This window comes from Flavobacterium sp. WC2421 (assembly GCF_040822115.1).
GTDB lineage: Bacteria > Bacteroidota > Bacteroidia > Flavobacteriales > Flavobacteriaceae > Flavobacterium.
Genome location: NZ_CP162004.1, coordinates 2,664,300 through 2,680,450 on the forward strand (window position 1 = coordinate 2,664,300; position 16,151 = coordinate 2,680,450).

Here is a 16,151-nt window from a genome sequence, read left to right on the forward strand (position 1 = left end):
AAATGAATAACAAATTTATCATAGTGTTTTTGTGTTTTTCAGTCTTTGGCTTCAGCCAAAAAAAGGGAAATAAAAAAGCAGAAATTATTAAACCAAAAGCAGAGTTTGTTGCCGAATTAATGGCAAAGATGACTTTGGATGAAAAAATAGGGCAATTAAACTTACCCACTTCAGGCGATATTACTACTGGTGCGGCCAATAGTTCCAATGTTGCTAAAAATATTGAAGAAGGTAAAGTAGGCGGTTTATTTAATATAAAATCGGTTCAAAAAATCAAAGAAGTTCAAAAGATTGCTGTTGAAAAAAGCCGACTAAAAATTCCATTGCTTTTTGGAATGGACGTTATTCACGGGTACGAAACCACTTTTCCTATTCCACTTGGATTGTCTTGTACTTGGGACATGAAGTTGATTGAAAGAAGTGCTCAAATTGCAGCACAAGAAGCAAGCGCCGATGGGATTAACTGGACTTTTTCACCAATGGTTGATATTTCACGCGATCCACGTTGGGGAAGAGTTTCTGAAGGTTCTGGTGAAGACCCATTTTTAGGAAGTGCTATTGCAAAAGCAATGGTGCAGGGATACCAAGGAAATAATTTAGCAAACAACAATACAATTTTGTCATGTGTAAAACATTTTGCATTATATGGGGCTCCAGAAGCGGGTCGTGATTACAATACGGTCGATATGAGCCGAATCAAAATGTACAATGATTATTTTCCTCCTTACAAAGCGGCGATTGATGCTGGTGTAGGTTCTGTAATGGCTTCTTTCAACGAGATTGATGGAATTCCAGCTACAGGGAATAAATGGTTGATGACAGATGTGTTGAGAAAACAATGGGGCTTTAAAGGTTTTGTAGTTACTGATTTTACAGGAATTCCAGAAATGATTCAGCATGGTATGGGTGATTTACAAACCGTATCAGCACTAGCACTAAATGCTGGAATTGAAATGGACATGGTAGGAGAAGGTTTTTTAACTACTTTGAAAAAATCATTAGACGAAAAGAAAGTAAGTTTAGCACAAATTGACAACGCCGTTAAATTGATTCTTGATGCAAAATATGATTTAGGTTTGTTCCAAGATCCTTATAAATATTGTGATGTAAATAGAGCAAAAACAGAAATTTTTACAAAAGATCACAGAGCCGAAGCTAGAAATACAGCGGCACAATCCTTGGTTTTGCTTAAAAATCAAAATCAATTACTTCCATTAAAAAAGACTGGAACTATTGCTGTGATTGGCCCTTTGGCTGATGCTAAAGAAAATATGGCAGGAACTTGGAGTGTAGCTACCAATATGGATAAATCTATTTCTCTTTTGGCAGGAATTAAGGAAGTAACAGGAAATGCGAATGTGCTTTATGCCAAAGGAAGTAATCTAGATTATGATGCTGTTTTTGAACAAAACGCAACCATGTTTGGCAAAACTTTACACCGAGATAATAGAACAAGTGCGGAGTTATTAGTGGAAGCGTTAAAAATAGCTAGTCAATCGGATGTGATTGTTGCGGCTCTAGGAGAATCTGCTGAAATGAGTGGAGAAAGCAGTAGCCGTACTAAACTGGAAATTCCGCAAGCTCAAAAAGACTTATTGCAAGAATTACTTAAAACTGGAAAACCAGTTGTTCTGGTATTGTTTACAGGACGTCCATTGGTTTTAGTACAAGAAAACGAAACTGTTCCAGCAATATTGAATACTTGGTTTGCGGGTAGCGAAGCTGGTTCAGCAATTGCCGATGTTTTATTTGGTGATGTAAATCCTTCGGGTAAATTATCAGCAACATTTCCTAGAAGTGTAGGACAAGTGCCTATTTATTACAATCAAAAAAATACAGGAAGACCTCTTGGTAATAAAGAAGGAAAGTTTGAAAAATTCAGATCAAATTATATTGATGAAAGAAACGAACCTTTATATCCTTTTGGTTTTGGATTGAGTTATACCACATTTAAATATTCAAATTTAAAAATCTCATCGGAGAAAATGAACGTCAATGATACGGTAAAAGTAAGTGTTGACGTTACTAATGACGGAAATTACGATGGAAAAGAAGTAGTTCAATTGTACATTAGAGATTTAGTGGGTTCAGTTACCAGACCCATAAAAGAGTTAAAAGGATTTCAAAAAATATTCCTTAAAAAAGGAGAAACACAAATAGTGACTTTTGAAATATCAGAAGAAACATTAAAATTTTATAATTCCGAATTGCAATTTGCTGCTGAGCCGGGTGCTTTTGAGGCTTTTGTAGGTACAAATTCTGATACGGATATGAAAGTTGTTTTTGAGTTGAATAAATAGTTTGGTTTTTATTTTACTTGGTTTACCCTTCAGTTTAAGTACTGGAGGGTTTTTTTATGTAAAATTGTATGCTACTATCTGTTACTTATAAGGTAAGAATTTGCTATTTTAGCAATTCTAAAAACGTTACTAAATGAAATACTATTTCTCTTTTTTCCTTCTGTTTGCGATGAGTTTACTTCACGCACAAAGTATTCAATCTCCTTCCAATAAAATAACTTTAAATTTTAAACTTGCTGGAAATGGACAACCTGCTTACTCCGTTAATTATAAAAATAAGACAGTTATTCTTGAAAGTATTCTTGGAATAAAATTAAAAGAAAAACCAGCTTTAGACGCTAATTTTGAAATTACAACATCTACAAAAGCAACATTCAATGAGACTTGGCAACCCGTTTTAGGAGAACAAGCCAATATCGTTAATCATTACAACGAACTTACAATAGCACTAACTCAAAAAGGAACCAATGTAAAAATGAATATCATTTTTCGAGTTTTTGATGAAGGAGTCGCTTTTAGATATGATTTTCCAAGACAAAAAGAATTGAATTATTTCATCATTTCTGATGAAGAAACACAGTTTAATTTAACTGACGACAATAAAGTTTTTTGGATTCCTGGCGATTTTGACAGTAATGAATACGAATATAATGAAACCAAATTATCTGAAATTGATAATACCAAAATTAATATGAATAATGGAATTGGTGTAAAATCTATTCCAGGGAAATATATGGTTCAAACGCCATTGATGATGAAATCTCCGGCAGGATTATATCTCAATATTTTTGAAGCAGCAGTAGTGAATTATCCTGTGATGCATTTAAATGTGGGTGTAAACAATTATAAATTAACATCTCAATTAGTTCCTAATGCGATTGGAGATAAAGCCTATTTACAAACGCCATGTGTATCGCCTTGGAGAACGATTATGGTGAGTGACGATGCAAGAGATATTGTGAGTTCCAAAATGATTTTAAACTTAAACGAGCCTTCAAAAATTGAAGATACTTCATGGATCAAACCAATGAAATATGTTGGAATTTGGTGGGAAATGCATGTTGGTAAATCAACTTGGGATTATGCAGGTTCTCAAAATGCTACTAATTTTGCCGATGCTCCCAAAGCGTCAGGAAAACATGGAGCGACTACTGAAAATACAAAAAGATATATTGATTTTGCTGCTAAAAACGGTTTTGATGGCGTTCTGGTAGAAGGATGGAATGTAGGTTGGGAAGATTGGAATGGAAACTGGAAAGAGGAAGTTTTTGATTTCACTACGCCTTATCCCGATTTTGATATAGCTGCTATTTCGGCTTACGCCAAATCAAAAAACGTGAAAATGATTATGCACAATGAAACTTCGGGTTCTGTTGCTAATTTTGAGCGTCATTTAGATCGTAATTTTGAGAACATGGTGAAATACGGTTATCCAGCGACCAAAACGGGTTATGTGGGTAAAATTATTCCTCGCGGAGAATTTCACGACGGACAAACCATGGTGAATCATTTTAATTATGTTGCACGACGTGCTGCCGATTATAAATTAATGGTCAATTCACATGAATCATCACATCCTACAGGTTATGGTAGAACCTATCCTAATTATGTGGCTGCCGAAGCCGCTCGTGGAACGGAGTTCAATGCGTGGAGTATTGGAAATCCTCCAATGCATGAAACAATTTTACCATTTACAAGACTTCTAGGAGGTCCAATGGATTATACTCCAGGAATTTTTGAAATAAAAATGAGTTATTATGACAAAAATAAAACGGAACAAGTGCATACAACATTAGCAAAACAATTGGCTTTGTATGTGACTATGTATTCTCCAATTCAAATGGCAGCCGATTTGCCAGAGAATTATGAAAAATATCCCGATGCTTTTCAGTTCATCAAAGATGTCGCTGTAGATTGGGATGAAAGCAAATACCTTGAAGCAGAACCGGGTGATTATTTAACGGTAGTCAGAAAAGCAAAAGGGAAAGAATCATGGTTTCTAGGTGCAATTACTGATGAAAACGCTAGAAAATCAACAATTAAACTTGATTTCTTGACTCCAGGACAAAAATACAAAGCAACAATCTACGAAGACGCAAAAGATGCCGATTGGAAAAAAAATCCAATTGCTTACAAAATAAAAACAATGGAAGTTACGAGTAAATCTAATATCAATTTGAACTTGGCTCCAGGTGGAGGAACTGCTATTAGTTTTGAACCAATAAAATAAAAAAAAACCTGCAATATTTAAAGTAATCAGGATTTTAAAATGCGGAACCTATTTTGAAATTAACTTAACTATTTATGAAAAAAACAACTTTATTAGCGCTATTATTAATTGGAAGTTCGGCTCTATATGCTCAAAAAACGGATGAACAAGTTCTAAAAGAAATTTACAAATCAGCATTAACAAATTCTACATGTTATTCTTGGTTGGATCATTTGTCTAACTCAATTGGTTCCCGTTTATCAGGATCTGCAAATGCTGAGAAAGCAGTTTTGTATACTAAAGGGGAAATGGAAAAAATAGGTTTTGACAAAGTCTATTTGCAAGAAGTAATGGTCCCTAAATGGGTAAGAGGCGAAAAAGAAACCGCTTATATTTTAGATAATAAAACAAAAACTACGGTGCCTATTTGTGCTTTGGGTGGTTCTATAGCTACTGCTTCAAATGGACTAACTGCAGAAGTGATTGAAGTACATTCTTTGGAAGAATTAAAAACATTGGGAACAGAAAAAATAAAGGGCAAAATTGTATTTTTCAACAGACCCATGGATAACGAACAAATAGAATCGTTTCATGCGTATTCTGGTGCTGTAGATCAAAGGTACGCGGGAGCTAAAGAGGCTTCAAATTTTGGTGCTGTTGGAACCATCGTACGCTCCATGAATTTGAGATTAGATGATTTTCCACATACAGGAGCTCAGAGTTATGGTGATATTCCAAAAGCGCAATACATTCCAACCGCTGCAATAAGTACAAATGGAGCTGAATTATTAAGCAAAACACTGAAGAATAACCCAAAACTACAATTTCACTTTAAACAATCTTGTAAGCAGTATGATGATGTTTTGTCGTATAATGTAGTAGGAGAAATTACCGGTATGGAGCATCCAGAAAACATTATGGTTGTTGGAGGTCATTTAGATTCTTGGGATTTAGCTGACGGTTCTCATGATGATGGAGCAGGAGTAGTGCAAAGTATGGAAGTGATGAATATTTTTAAAAATCTAGGATATAAACCAAAAAACACGATGCGTGTTGTTCTTTTCATGAATGAAGAAAATGGTTTACGAGGAGGAAATAAATATGAAGAATTAGCTCAGAAAAACAAAGAAAACCACATATTTGCTTTAGAAAGTGATTCTGGAGGATTTAGCCCAAGAGGTTTTTCATTAGAATGTGATGCCGTAAATTTTAAAAAAATCGCCAGTTTCACTACTTTATTCGAACCATACTTAATTCATAGTTTTGTAGAAGGACATAGTGGATCTGACATTGGTCCATTAACTTCTAAAAAAATAGTAAAAGCAGGTTTAAAACCAGACTCACAACGTTATTTTGATTACCATCATGCAGCAAATGATAAATTTGATGCAGTAGATAAAAGAGAATTGGAATTGGGAGCAGCAACAATGGCCTCTTTGATTTATTTAGTAGATCAAAATGGAATTGTAGAATAATTAAAATTGTAATACTATTAAAAACCACAAGTTGATTCTTGTGGTTTTTTTATGTTTTAAAATAAATTAAGTTTTTTCTTTTTTGTGAATGCCATCCCCTAATAAAATAGAGAGAGTTTTTAGGCTCTCAGTACGTTCAGCAATTAGTTTTATTATACTGATGAACGGAATAAACAAAATCATTCCCGCAGCGCCCCATAAAATGCCACCAGCTGTAATCATTATAATGATAACAAGTGTATTTATTTTTAAACGGCTGCCTACGGCAAAAGGGAATATTACATAGGCTTCCAAAATTTGAACTATCGAAAAAACAAGAATAACACCTAATGGATACCAAATAGAGTTAAAGGTAATCCATGAAATCGCTATTGGTAATAGTGACGAAATCATTATGCCGATATAGGGGATAAAAGTAAGAATAGAGGCTATGAAACCAAACACGAAAGGGTGAGGGATTCCAATAATTGCAAGCCCAATACTGTTTAAAAGCCCAACGATTAGATAAACTAATGCCATTCCTTTTATAAAATTATAGTAAGCATTGATGGTTTCAACTAGGACTTCATGAACAGTTTCTTTTTTGTCAGATGGAAAAATTTGGTATAATACTTCAGCTAACATGCTACGATGATATAGAATAAGGGCTGAAAAAACGGGTATTATTAAAATAAAAAAAGCATACCCTGATAAGGAATATAAAATAGTTTTGAATGCTGAAAAAGTTTCTGATCCAGAATTATTTATTGCGTTTTTAAAAAAAATAGTCTGTTCTTCTGTAGTGATGCCGAAATGTTCAGAGGTGTAAACACTAACTTGAGCTAATGCTTCTAGTAACTTTATTTTAAACGGCTCCCATTCGGTTAAAAATTCATTTATTTGTAAAAAAAGCAGGTATAAAATGCCACTGCTTATAAAGAGCACCATAAAGATTGCGATTAGGATAGCAATCGTTTGACTCATTCCCTTATGTTCCATCCATTTACAAACGGGATAAAGAATGAAACTAATCAATAATGAAAAACTAAGGGGAATGAATAGTGTTTTACCAAAATAAAGAATAACACAAACGAGTACAACGGATTGTAATATCTTGGTTGTAGAAAATTTCCAACTGGTAGATCCTGTATTTGGTATTTTTGGAATTAGTATCATAAAAACACTTGAATTTTAAAGTTAGAGTTTCTTTTTTCACACAATTCCGTTTTTATAATTACTAAGAATAGTACAATATACTGCTATTAATTAGGAAAAGTTATAATAAATTTGGCTCCTTCATCTATTTTACTTTCTAAAGCGATATGACCACCTAGACTTGTTATATGGTTGTAAACTAAATATAATCCTATACCATTACTGTCAAGATTTGTATGAAATTTTTGGTGCAAGCCAAAAATCTTATCTTTTACTTTATCCATGTCAAAACCTATTCCATTATCTGTAATAATCAATTGTTTTACTCCATTGTCTAAATTAGAAGAGATAGTAATAACTGGTGATTTATCTCTTTTACCATATTTTATAGAGTTGGTAATTAAGTTCAAAAAAATGCTTTTTAAATAGGCTTTATTAAAATTAACTGTTTCAAAATTTGAAAAATCAATATTTATTAATGTCAATGAATTTTGAATTAATGAATTAATGGAAAGCAGTACTTCTTGTAAAGAGTCATTTAAATTTATTTTTTCAATTTTGGCAATGAGATCATTTTTTTTGTCCAAAATTTTAACATAATCATTTAGGGTATTTTTTAACCCATCGGATGTTGTTTTTAGTATTGAAATTAATTCAAGTGTTTCGGAATCTGTTATTTGTGAAGTATCCAAAAGTTCAAAAACGGAAAGTAAATTATTTACAGGTGATCTTAAATCATGCGCAGAGGTATAAGTAAGCTGTTTGTAATCTTCATTGATTTTTGTTAGTTCTGCAATATGGAGGTTTCGTTCATGTTCAATTTCTTTTTTGTAAGTTATGTTTTTTGCTATTGCATAAACTAATTGATCATGGTCTATAGGTAAAGACGTCCATAACAACCAAACGATTGTCCCATTTTTAGTTAAATACCTGTTTTCAAAATTGAATAATGGAATTTTCTTTTTTAGCTCATTTCGAGCCGATTCAGTACTGTTTTTGTCATCAGTGTATACAAAATCATTAATAGGTCTTGACAGTAATTCTTCTTCAGTATATCCTAGTAATTTAGAAACGGCAGGGTTTATCCTCTTAAAAAAACCATCATAACCAGCGACACATAATAAATCAGGAGACGTATCGAAAAAAATCTCAAAATTTTTGAATGTTTCTGGGTCATGATTTACCGCTTTTCCTTCAGCTCGTATCATTTGTTTAATTTTTTATTTTACTGAATTTTATAAATTAAAACTAAAACCATCTTTTAATATTACTAAAGTAACAATTATAAATTAAATAGCACCCAATTTATGAGCCAAAACTATTATAAAATAAGGGTTTTTGCTTATTTTAGAGTATAAATACCTATAGATTTAAAATAAAAAAGGAGATTGTTAGAATTAACAATCTCCTTTTTTTAAGCTAAACAACTTTAATTATATTTTAAAAATCCCTCCAAAAGCAATTAGTCTTTGAAAAAAGAAAAAGTCTTGTGAAGCACGATCTTCGGCACTTTGTGTTGTACGAATATCTTGCATATTTATATAACCACCTTTTAATTCTCCCTGAACATAAAAATGTTTGAAAAAAGTGACATTTAAACCTGCTTTCAATGAAGTTCCATATCCTGAAACATGAAAATCATCGTGGCGTTCTTTACCTAATAGTGTTGTATTCGTTTTGGGATATAATAAACCTAAACCAACACCTTCAGTTAAATTTACTTGGATTTTATCAGTATTCCCTATTTTAAATAATGATGAAATATCATCATGTCTTGAAAATTCAGTGTTCACATAATTCAAACCATCTGTATGTTCATACATCAAGAATTTTTCAGTCATTACTGTTGGAGTATTGTTGTACGTCCCATCAAACTCTGATCCAGTTGCGATTGTTCCAGTCACATTTACGGTTTGATCTTGTGTCATAACATACTTCATATGGTCCACACCAAGAGCAATGCTATAATGGTCATTAATGAAATACCCCATTCTGAAATTCGTTTGAGGAATAGTCATTCTTGTAGGATTTATATAGTCCACATGCCATCCTTTTGGTTTGTCATGTGCAGTCATGTTATCCAAAGTAAAATTGTAATCTTTACCACGAAAATTCACATCCGATTTGGTGTAGCTTTCTCTATTTCCTCCCCATGACACAAAGAATTTTCCTTTGTTGTGAGCAGTATATTTATCTTGTATTTTAATTTCTTCTTGAGCGTTTGCTATATTACAAAGGCATAAAGCTAAGAATGCTGTATATAAAAATATCTTTTTCAATGCGTGTATTATAAAAATTAAAATTTATTAACCGTTTGTCTAATAGCGACTAACTTGGTCATTAAAGCTTCAAAATAATCTAAATGTAACATGTTAGCACCATCACTTTTTGCATTTGCTGGATCAAAATGAGTTTCAATAAAAATACCATCTACACCTACAGCAATTCCTGCTTTGGCAATCGTTTCAATCATGTCTGGTCTTCCACCAGTTACACCAGCAGTTTGATTGGGTTGTTGTAAAGAATGTGTTACATCTAGTACTGTCGAAGCATAATGTTGCATAGTAGGAATTCCTCTAAAATCAACAATCATGTCTTGGTAGCCAAACATAGTTCCACGATCTGTAACCATTACGTTCTCATTATTGCAATCCAATACTTTTTGTACTGCATGTTTCATGCTTTCTGGACTCATGAATTGTCCTTTTTTCAAGTTGACTACTTTACCAGTATTGGCAGCAGCCACAACTAAATCCGTTTGACGTACTAAAAAAGCTGGGATTTGTAAAATATCTACATACTGAGCTGCCATTGCCGCATCCTCATTTGTATGAATATCAGTCACAGTTGGAACTCCAAAAGTTTCCGAAACTTTTCTTAAAATTTTTAAAGCTTTTTCATCACCAATTCCTGAAAAACTATCAATTCTAGAGCGATTTGCTTTCTTAAAGGATCCTTTAAAAACATAAGGAATTTGTAATTTATCAGTAATACCAATCAATTTTTCAGCAATTCTCATTGCCATTTCTTCACCTTCAATGGCGCAAGGACCAGCTAATAAAAAGAAATTTCCGCTGTCAGTATGTTTAATTTGTGGGATATGTTGTATGTTCATTTGAGTATGATTTTTTAAAGTGCAAAGGTAGTTATGATTTACGATTTAGTCTTTACTTATTAACATTTTTTATAGAGAATAATAGTATGTTTTGGAGCTATTTCCTGCTATACGCTTGTATCTTCTTGTTTTTAAAGAAAAAACAAGAAGGATACCGCTTCTATCAGGGCTAGGGGAGTTGTTTATTGATTATTTTTCTTCAATCCAAAGCCAACTGGAACTTTCAAAATTCCTTTTTCATAAATGTTCATATACAATAGAATAGGTTTTTTTAAACCATCCCATTTTACTTCATATACATCAAGAAATCCTGCACCCATTTCGCTTCTTTTTGTTGGGAATGGACAACAACTTTCTAATTTACTAAAGCTTATTTTTTCCCCTTTTGGTCCAGTTAAGGCATTCAAAAAACGTTCTTGATTGATGGTTTCATTTCGCGTGCTATAATAAAATACATTGATCGGATAATCTTTATCATATCCGTATTTTTTGTCTTTACTATACTCGGTAATTACAAAAGTATTATCAGAGGTTAATTTTGGAATTGGGGCATTATCATCAACGTTTTTCAAAGTTGACTTGGTACTTACACATGAAATGGCAAATGATACTAATGCAAAATAAAGCAGGACTTTTTTCATGATTGTGATGAAATTAGATTCTTTTAAATTTATTGTAGTACAAATATACTGAGAACTATATAGGGGATTACTACTACAATAAATATTTGTGATGAAATTCTTAGAATTGTAAATAGTAGAATCCTTACTTTTGCATCAAAATAGAATTAATTATGGGTATCTTTTTTCAAACTTGGCCTTGGTACATATCTGGTTTTTTAATTGGATTGATCATGCTATGTTTAACTTATTTTGGTAAATCGTTCGGAATGTCATCTAATCTTCGGTCAATGTGTACGATATTAGGGGCAGGGAAGCGCACTGCTTTTTTTGACTTTGACTGGAAATCACAGCGATGGAATTTAGTTGTAGTTTTAGGTGCTATGTTAGGTGGTTTTGTAGCAGTACATTTCATGAGTGATCCATCAAATGTTTCAATTAACCCTAAGACTATTGAGCAATTAGCTCAACTAGGAATTGATGCTCCAAATGGGAAGTTAGTTCCTGATTCACTCTTTGGCCCTCAAGTTTTTCAATCACCCAAAAGTATCCTGATTCTTCTTATTGGTGGTCTACTTATTGGTTTTGGTACTAGATATGCCGGTGGATGTACCTCTGGGCATGCTATTTCGGGATTGAGTAATTTACAAATTCCTTCTTTAAAAGCAGTTATTGGTTTTTTTGTTGGTGGTTTAATTATGGCTTATTTTATATTCCCATTAATTTTTTAGAAAATGAAAGTATTAAAATATTTATTAGTTGGTTTTGTATTCGGAATTGTATTAACAAAGTCGGAAGCCGTTTCTTGGTACCGAATTTATGAAATGTTTCAGTTTCAATCTTTCCATATGTACGGAATCATTATGGTCGCAATTGGTACGGGTGTTATTGGTATCCAAATTATAAAAAGAAAAAACATTAAAGACATAAAAGGGAGGCCAATTGAAATTGTAGATAAAGAACCGGGATCAATCCGCTACTGGGTTGGTGGTATTTTATTTGGATTGGGTTGGGCATTAGTTGGTGCTTGTCCAGGACCTATTTATATATTATTAGGAGCTGGTTTTTGGAGTATTCTTATTGTGCTTTTTGGCGCTTTATTTGGAACGTATTTGTATGGCGTTTTTAAAGATAAATTACCTCATTAACATTTATTATAATTGCATTATTGATAGCATTTTCTATAAAAAGGGAATGCTATTTTTTTTATTTAATTTTAAAATTCCCACTACAATCAAATATTGAGCAATTAGATAGGTTATCATAATGAAAAATGAACTCATTACTATAGGGGTATAAAACTTATTGAACGCCAAAATACTATCTGAAGTTACAAAAGCGATTGCACCAATCAAAATGTACCAGTTGCCTGGTTCTTCCCAGTTCAAAAAACCTTTATAGGCAAATAAAAGCATGGTAGAAATAACTAGAGCATACACAAATACAGGTATTGTTAAATCACCTAGATTGGGTAGTAGAATAGAAATCATAATGATTAAGTACATTATAATTGTAGTAACTCCAATCCAGAATACCGCTTTATTTTTTCTGTTTTTATATCTTAATTGTTTATTAAATAGTAATATATAGATAATATGTGAGATTAAAAAAGCAATTAATCCTACTATGAAAAATAGTTCGTCACGATCTGCAAAAAGGAGAATGATGTCTCCAAACCATGAAAAAGTTAATGCTGCTAAAAGGTATTTTTTAGAAGAAAACGCTCCACTAAAATAAACTCCTAAAATAAGAAACGGAAGCAAAAGGGGTTTCATAAACCAAGCAATTGATTCTTGATCAACAAGGAGAAGGAGTAAATAAACAATACTTAAACCCAAATATCCAATTAATAATTTATTATTTTTCATGTTATGAGTTTATAAGTTAACAGATACAGCACTTTTTATTTTGAAATCAAATAGCGTAAAATAAATTGCTATTCCCAATGAAAATAGGAGGTAAGTAATTATTATATAATTACCCATAGGTAAAATAGAATTTAGTCCAAACCAATCTCCAAAGTAAATTAAAATCCCAAGACCAAATAACAATCGGAAGGTTTCCCAATAGATTGAAAATCTATTTTTATCCATTAATTCCGTATAGCTGAAAATAGTTATAAAAATAAAAAATCCATAAATAAAGATATTGGGCAAACCTATTTGGGCTATATTGTTAAATAAATAGCTAACAAATAGTAAAGTAATCAGTGCTTGAATAATAGACCAACTAATTAATTTAGTTGAGTTCTCGGCACCATATTTTTTAAAATTATAAACATCTGATATTTTTTTTACTGGATATTTTTCTTCAAAATGCTCTGGTCGCCAGCCAGTGGGTTTAAACCAAATTGTCAATTTGTCTTTCCAGCTTTCGGTACGCCAAGCATCCATAATTAATAGTCCTAAATGTTGATAATTTATTCGAATAGGGTTCCAAGTTCCGGCTGGTCTAGTTATTCCAAAAACGGGTGGTACTTCGTCTAATTCTTCTTGAAAAGTACCAAACCATTTGTCCCAAATAATAAAAATTTGTGAATGATTTTTATCAAGATATTCTGGATTTATAGCGTGATGAACTCGATGATGTGATGGAGTTACAAGGACATGCTCTAAAAACCCCATTTTTTTAATATGTTTTGTGTGGTACCAAAATTGTAAAAATAGTTGAATAGGTAGTGTTATTGCAATTACTTTAGCAGGAACGCCCAGAAGTGCTGCTGGAATAAGTATAAAAGTAAATAGATTAATAAAACTGGAAACCGTTTGACGTAAAGCACAAGCTAGGTTAAACTCCTCACTACTATGATGTATAGCATGTTTATTCCAGAAAAAATTTACTTGATGGGACAATCGATGGGTCCAGTATCCATAAAAATCGATGACAATAAAAGCTACTAAATAGGTTGCAATAGTATTTTCAATATGATAAATAGCTATTTTTGAAACGATCCATTCATAAGAAATAAAAGTAATACTAAGTCCTAATACATCTTTAACTGCGTTTGTAATTCCGGAACTAATACTGGAAACGCTGTCCATTAATGGAACATGATTCTCCCCTTTGTATAAATCATACATTTTTTCAATAATAATTAGTACCAAAAAAAGAGGCATCGCAATGATTAATATTTTACCATATTCTTCCATAAAAAAAAACGTTCTATTTTATTCAAATATAGAATAAAATAGAACGTTTAATGAATTATCGTTAAATAAAAAGCTATTTAATTGCCTTATTGTTTGAAATCAAACAATTTCAGCACTTAATCCTGCTTCTAGTAATTGTGTACATTGTGGTTTCAATTTATCAATAGGTCCTGTTTTCACAGTACATTTCCCATTATAATGTACAATTAAAGAACATTGTTCCGCTTGTTCAGGTGTATGTTCACAAACACGCATTAGAGTGTCGATTACATGGTCAAAAGTATTTACATCATCATTATACACGATAATTTCGTTGTTTAATGTAGGTGCTTCTTTTCGACTTACTTTTTCTCTTATTTTTTCTTTAGTACTCATTTTGTAGGTTTTTGTACTTTCGTTATTAATAAAACTAATACTAATTTACGTATTTTAATGAAACCCAGTTATTTCTTTCAAATTTTTTAACATAAGTTAACCCTTTTTCTGTACATGAAGCATCTATAAAAGGGATGTCTTCCGTGTAAAAACCACTTAAAAGAAGGGTTCCTTTTGGATTTAGACAATCTACGTACGCTTGCATATCGTTCAACAAAATATTTCGATTGATATTGGCAATGATTAAATCATATTTTTTTCCTTCTAATAATGAAGCTTCACCTTCATAAACTGTAATGTGTTTGCAGTGGTTGCGCTCTGCATTTTCAATAGAATTCAAGTAACACCAGTTATCGATATCTATTGCATCGATAGGTTGCGCCCCTTTCATTTCAGCAAGAATTGCTAAAATAGCAGTTCCACATCCCATATCTAGGGTTTTCATACCAGTTACGTCAATTTCTAATAAATGTTGAATCATCATATGTGTAGTTTCATGATGACCTGTACCAAAACTCATTTTTGGTTCAATTAAGATATCAAATTCAGCATCCGTTTTTGGGTGAAAAGGTGCACGTACATGACAGTTTCCTTCTACATCGATAGGTTCAAAATTCTTTTCCCATTCCTCATTCCAGTTAACTTGATCTATTTCTTCAAAGGTATAGTCAATTTCAAATTCTTCCGATTTTAAAATATTGATGTTCTCCAGAATCATTTCATCCCATAAATCTTTTTGTACAAAAGCGGATATACCAGATTCAGTTTCAGTAAAACTTTCAAAAGCAGTTTCACCTAACTCTGCAATTAATATTTCTGAACCCAATTCTTTTGGTTCAATTGTAAAATGGTATCCTATATAAATATTTGACATGTTTAATTTTTTTGCAAAGGTAGTATTTCTCTTTTTATGGAATTATATAAAAATAAAAAAAGCGGTAAAATACATTTTACCGCTTTTTTAATATGTTAATTTTATTTTAGATTGCATTTACAATTGCAACAAAATCATCAGCTTTTAATGCAGCACCACCAATAAGACCACCGTCTACATCTGGTTTAGAGAAAATTTCTTTTGCATTTTCTGGTTTAACGCTACCTCCATAAAGGATTGAAACATCTTCAGCAATATCACTTCCGAAAGCTTTGCGAACCGTTTCTCTAATGAATTCATGCATTTCTTGTGCTTGTTCTGGTGAAGCAGTTTCTCCAGTTCCTATTGCCCATACTGGCTCATAAGCCAAAACAACATGTTCCCAATCTTTTGCTTCGATTTGGAACAATCCATCTCTTAGTTGGTTTTCAACAATGTTGAAATGGTTTTGAGATTGACGATCTTTCAATTCTTCTCCAAAACAGAAAATAACCATCATGTCATGCTCTAAAGCAGTATTTACTTTACTTGCAATTAAAGCATCCGTTTCATTGAAAATAGCTCTACGCTCAGAGTGTCCAAGTATAACAATATCTACACCAACACTTTTTAACATATCTGCTGAAATTTCACCTGTAAAAGCGCCACTTTCTGCTTGATGTACATTTTGTGCAGCAACGTCGATATTAGTAAACTGTAAATGATCAACTGCTGAAGCTAGATTTACGAATGTAGGAGCTACAATAACTTTAGCATCTGTATCAGTAGGTATTTTAGCAATTAATTCATTCAATAAATCTTCTGTTTGCTCTGCATTTTTATGCATTTTCCAGTTTCCTGCAACTATCTTTTTTCTCATTTTAGTTTGTATTATATTTCAATATTTGTTTTTAGTTCTTT

Annotated in this window: 15 protein-coding genes; 5 read left to right on the plus strand and 10 right to left on the minus strand. The window is 32.3% G+C overall.

The window, feature by feature from the left end; translation table 11 throughout:
- Positions 1-2 precede the first annotated feature (2 nt).
- The 3 genes from bglX to AB3G33_RS11375 all read left to right on the plus strand — a co-directional run bounded on the left by bglX (position 3) and on the right by AB3G33_RS11375 (position 5,984).
- A complete protein-coding gene (gene bglX, locus AB3G33_RS11365; RefSeq protein WP_367769511.1) occupies positions 3-2,300 on the plus strand; it encodes a beta-glucosidase BglX in 2,298 nt (765 codons plus the stop codon).
- Positions 2,301-2,433: 133 nt separating this feature from the next.
- Positions 2,434-4,530, plus strand: a complete 2,097-nt coding sequence (locus AB3G33_RS11370; protein ID WP_367769514.1) for a glycoside hydrolase family 97 protein — start codon at positions 2,434-2,436, stop codon at positions 4,528-4,530.
- A 74-nt stretch (positions 4,531-4,604) separates the two neighbouring features.
- Positions 4,605-5,984: a M28 family peptidase gene (locus AB3G33_RS11375; protein ID WP_367769517.1), complete on the plus strand. Its 1,380-nt coding sequence runs from the start codon at positions 4,605-4,607 to the stop codon at positions 5,982-5,984.
- Positions 5,985-6,050: 66 nt separating this feature from the next.
- Here AB3G33_RS11375 and AB3G33_RS11380 read toward each other — a convergent pair whose 3' ends face one another.
- The 5 genes from AB3G33_RS11380 to AB3G33_RS11400 all read right to left on the minus strand — a co-directional run bounded on the left by AB3G33_RS11380 (position 6,051) and on the right by AB3G33_RS11400 (position 10,874).
- Positions 6,051-7,139, minus strand: a complete 1,089-nt coding sequence (locus tag AB3G33_RS11380; RefSeq protein WP_367769520.1) for an AI-2E family transporter — start codon at positions 7,137-7,139, stop codon at positions 6,051-6,053.
- Positions 7,140-7,225: 86 nt separating this feature from the next.
- Entirely contained in the window at positions 7,226-8,326 is a 1,101-nt protein-coding gene (locus tag AB3G33_RS11385) for a PAS domain S-box protein (RefSeq protein WP_367769523.1), read from the minus strand.
- A gap of 225 nt (positions 8,327-8,551) precedes the next feature.
- Entirely contained in the window at positions 8,552-9,397 is an 846-nt protein-coding gene (locus tag AB3G33_RS11390) for a hypothetical protein (RefSeq protein WP_367769526.1), read from the minus strand.
- Between the two features lie 17 nt (positions 9,398-9,414).
- Positions 9,415-10,233, minus strand: a complete 819-nt coding sequence (gene kdsA, locus AB3G33_RS11395; RefSeq protein WP_367752755.1) for a 3-deoxy-8-phosphooctulonate synthase — start codon at positions 10,231-10,233, stop codon at positions 9,415-9,417.
- A gap of 182 nt (positions 10,234-10,415) precedes the next feature.
- Positions 10,416-10,874, minus strand: a complete 459-nt coding sequence (locus AB3G33_RS11400; RefSeq protein ID WP_367769529.1) for a 2-dehydro-3-deoxyphosphooctonate aldolase — start codon at positions 10,872-10,874, stop codon at positions 10,416-10,418.
- A 152-nt stretch (positions 10,875-11,026) separates the two neighbouring features.
- Here AB3G33_RS11400 and AB3G33_RS11405 point away from each other — a divergent pair, with 152 nt between their 5' ends.
- On the plus strand, positions 11,027-11,584 hold the full coding sequence (locus AB3G33_RS11405; RefSeq protein WP_367769531.1) for a YeeE/YedE family protein: 558 nt from the start codon (positions 11,027-11,029) through the stop codon (positions 11,582-11,584).
- Positions 11,585-11,587: 3 nt separating this feature from the next.
- The gene (locus AB3G33_RS11410; protein WP_367769533.1) at positions 11,588-12,001 is read left to right on the plus strand and encodes a DUF6691 family protein; all 414 of its coding nucleotides are present in this window, start codon (positions 11,588-11,590) and stop codon (positions 11,999-12,001) included.
- A 33-nt stretch (positions 12,002-12,034) separates the two neighbouring features.
- Here the strand turns inward: AB3G33_RS11410 and AB3G33_RS11415 are convergent, their stop codons facing one another.
- From AB3G33_RS11415 to tpiA, 5 genes are all read right to left on the minus strand, one after another.
- Positions 12,035-12,721: a lysoplasmalogenase gene (locus tag AB3G33_RS11415; protein ID WP_367769535.1), complete on the minus strand. Its 687-nt coding sequence runs from the start codon at positions 12,719-12,721 to the stop codon at positions 12,035-12,037.
- A 9-nt stretch (positions 12,722-12,730) separates the two neighbouring features.
- Positions 12,731-14,002: a sterol desaturase family protein gene (locus AB3G33_RS11420; protein ID WP_367769538.1), complete on the minus strand. Its 1,272-nt coding sequence runs from the start codon at positions 14,000-14,002 to the stop codon at positions 12,731-12,733.
- 99 nt (positions 14,003-14,101) lie between these two features.
- Complete coding sequence (locus AB3G33_RS11425) at positions 14,102-14,377, minus strand: ATP-dependent Clp protease adaptor ClpS (RefSeq protein WP_367752767.1); 276 nt, start codon at positions 14,375-14,377, stop codon at positions 14,102-14,104.
- A 40-nt stretch (positions 14,378-14,417) separates the two neighbouring features.
- Positions 14,418-15,251, minus strand: a complete 834-nt coding sequence (prmA, locus tag AB3G33_RS11430) for a 50S ribosomal protein L11 methyltransferase (protein ID WP_367769541.1) — start codon at positions 15,249-15,251, stop codon at positions 14,418-14,420.
- A 106-nt stretch (positions 15,252-15,357) separates the two neighbouring features.
- Positions 15,358-16,110 (minus strand): triose-phosphate isomerase, encoded by a 753-nt coding sequence (tpiA, locus tag AB3G33_RS11435; RefSeq protein ID WP_367752771.1) that lies wholly within the window; start codon positions 16,108-16,110, stop codon positions 15,358-15,360.
- Between the last annotated feature and the right edge of the window lie 41 nt (positions 16,111-16,151).

Excerpts from the sequence above, each read along its gene's own strand:
- AB3G33_RS11380 (WP_367769520.1), bottom strand. The coding sequence starts at position 7,139 with ATGATACTAATTCCAAAAATACCAAATACAGGATCTACCAGTTGGAAA.
- kdsA (WP_367752755.1), bottom strand. The coding sequence starts at position 10,233 with ATGAACATACAACATATCCCACAAATTAAACATACTGACAGCGGAAAT.
- AB3G33_RS11425 (WP_367752767.1), bottom strand. The coding sequence starts at position 14,377 with ATGAGTACTAAAGAAAAAATAAGAGAAAAAGTAAGTCGAAAAGAAGCA.
- AB3G33_RS11420 (WP_367769538.1), bottom strand. The coding sequence starts at position 14,002 with ATGGAAGAATATGGTAAAATATTAATCATTGCGATGCCTCTTTTTTTG.
- bglX (WP_367769511.1), top strand. The coding sequence starts at position 3 with ATGAATAACAAATTTATCATAGTGTTTTTGTGTTTTTCAGTCTTTGGC.
- AB3G33_RS11405 (WP_367769531.1), top strand. The coding sequence starts at position 11,027 with ATGGGTATCTTTTTTCAAACTTGGCCTTGGTACATATCTGGTTTTTTA.
- AB3G33_RS11415 (WP_367769535.1), bottom strand. The coding sequence starts at position 12,721 with ATGAAAAATAATAAATTATTAATTGGATATTTGGGTTTAAGTATTGTT.
- prmA (WP_367769541.1), bottom strand. The coding sequence starts at position 15,251 with ATGTCAAATATTTATATAGGATACCATTTTACAATTGAACCAAAAGAA.
- AB3G33_RS11385 (WP_367769523.1), bottom strand. The coding sequence starts at position 8,326 with ATGATACGAGCTGAAGGAAAAGCGGTAAATCATGACCCAGAAACATTC.
- AB3G33_RS11400 (WP_367769529.1), bottom strand. The coding sequence starts at position 10,874 with ATGAAAAAAGTCCTGCTTTATTTTGCATTAGTATCATTTGCCATTTCA.
- AB3G33_RS11410 (WP_367769533.1), top strand. The coding sequence starts at position 11,588 with ATGAAAGTATTAAAATATTTATTAGTTGGTTTTGTATTCGGAATTGTA.
- tpiA (WP_367752771.1), bottom strand. The coding sequence starts at position 16,110 with ATGAGAAAAAAGATAGTTGCAGGAAACTGGAAAATGCATAAAAATGCA.
- AB3G33_RS11375 (WP_367769517.1), top strand. The coding sequence starts at position 4,605 with ATGAAAAAAACAACTTTATTAGCGCTATTATTAATTGGAAGTTCGGCT.
- AB3G33_RS11370 (WP_367769514.1), top strand. The coding sequence starts at position 2,434 with ATGAAATACTATTTCTCTTTTTTCCTTCTGTTTGCGATGAGTTTACTT.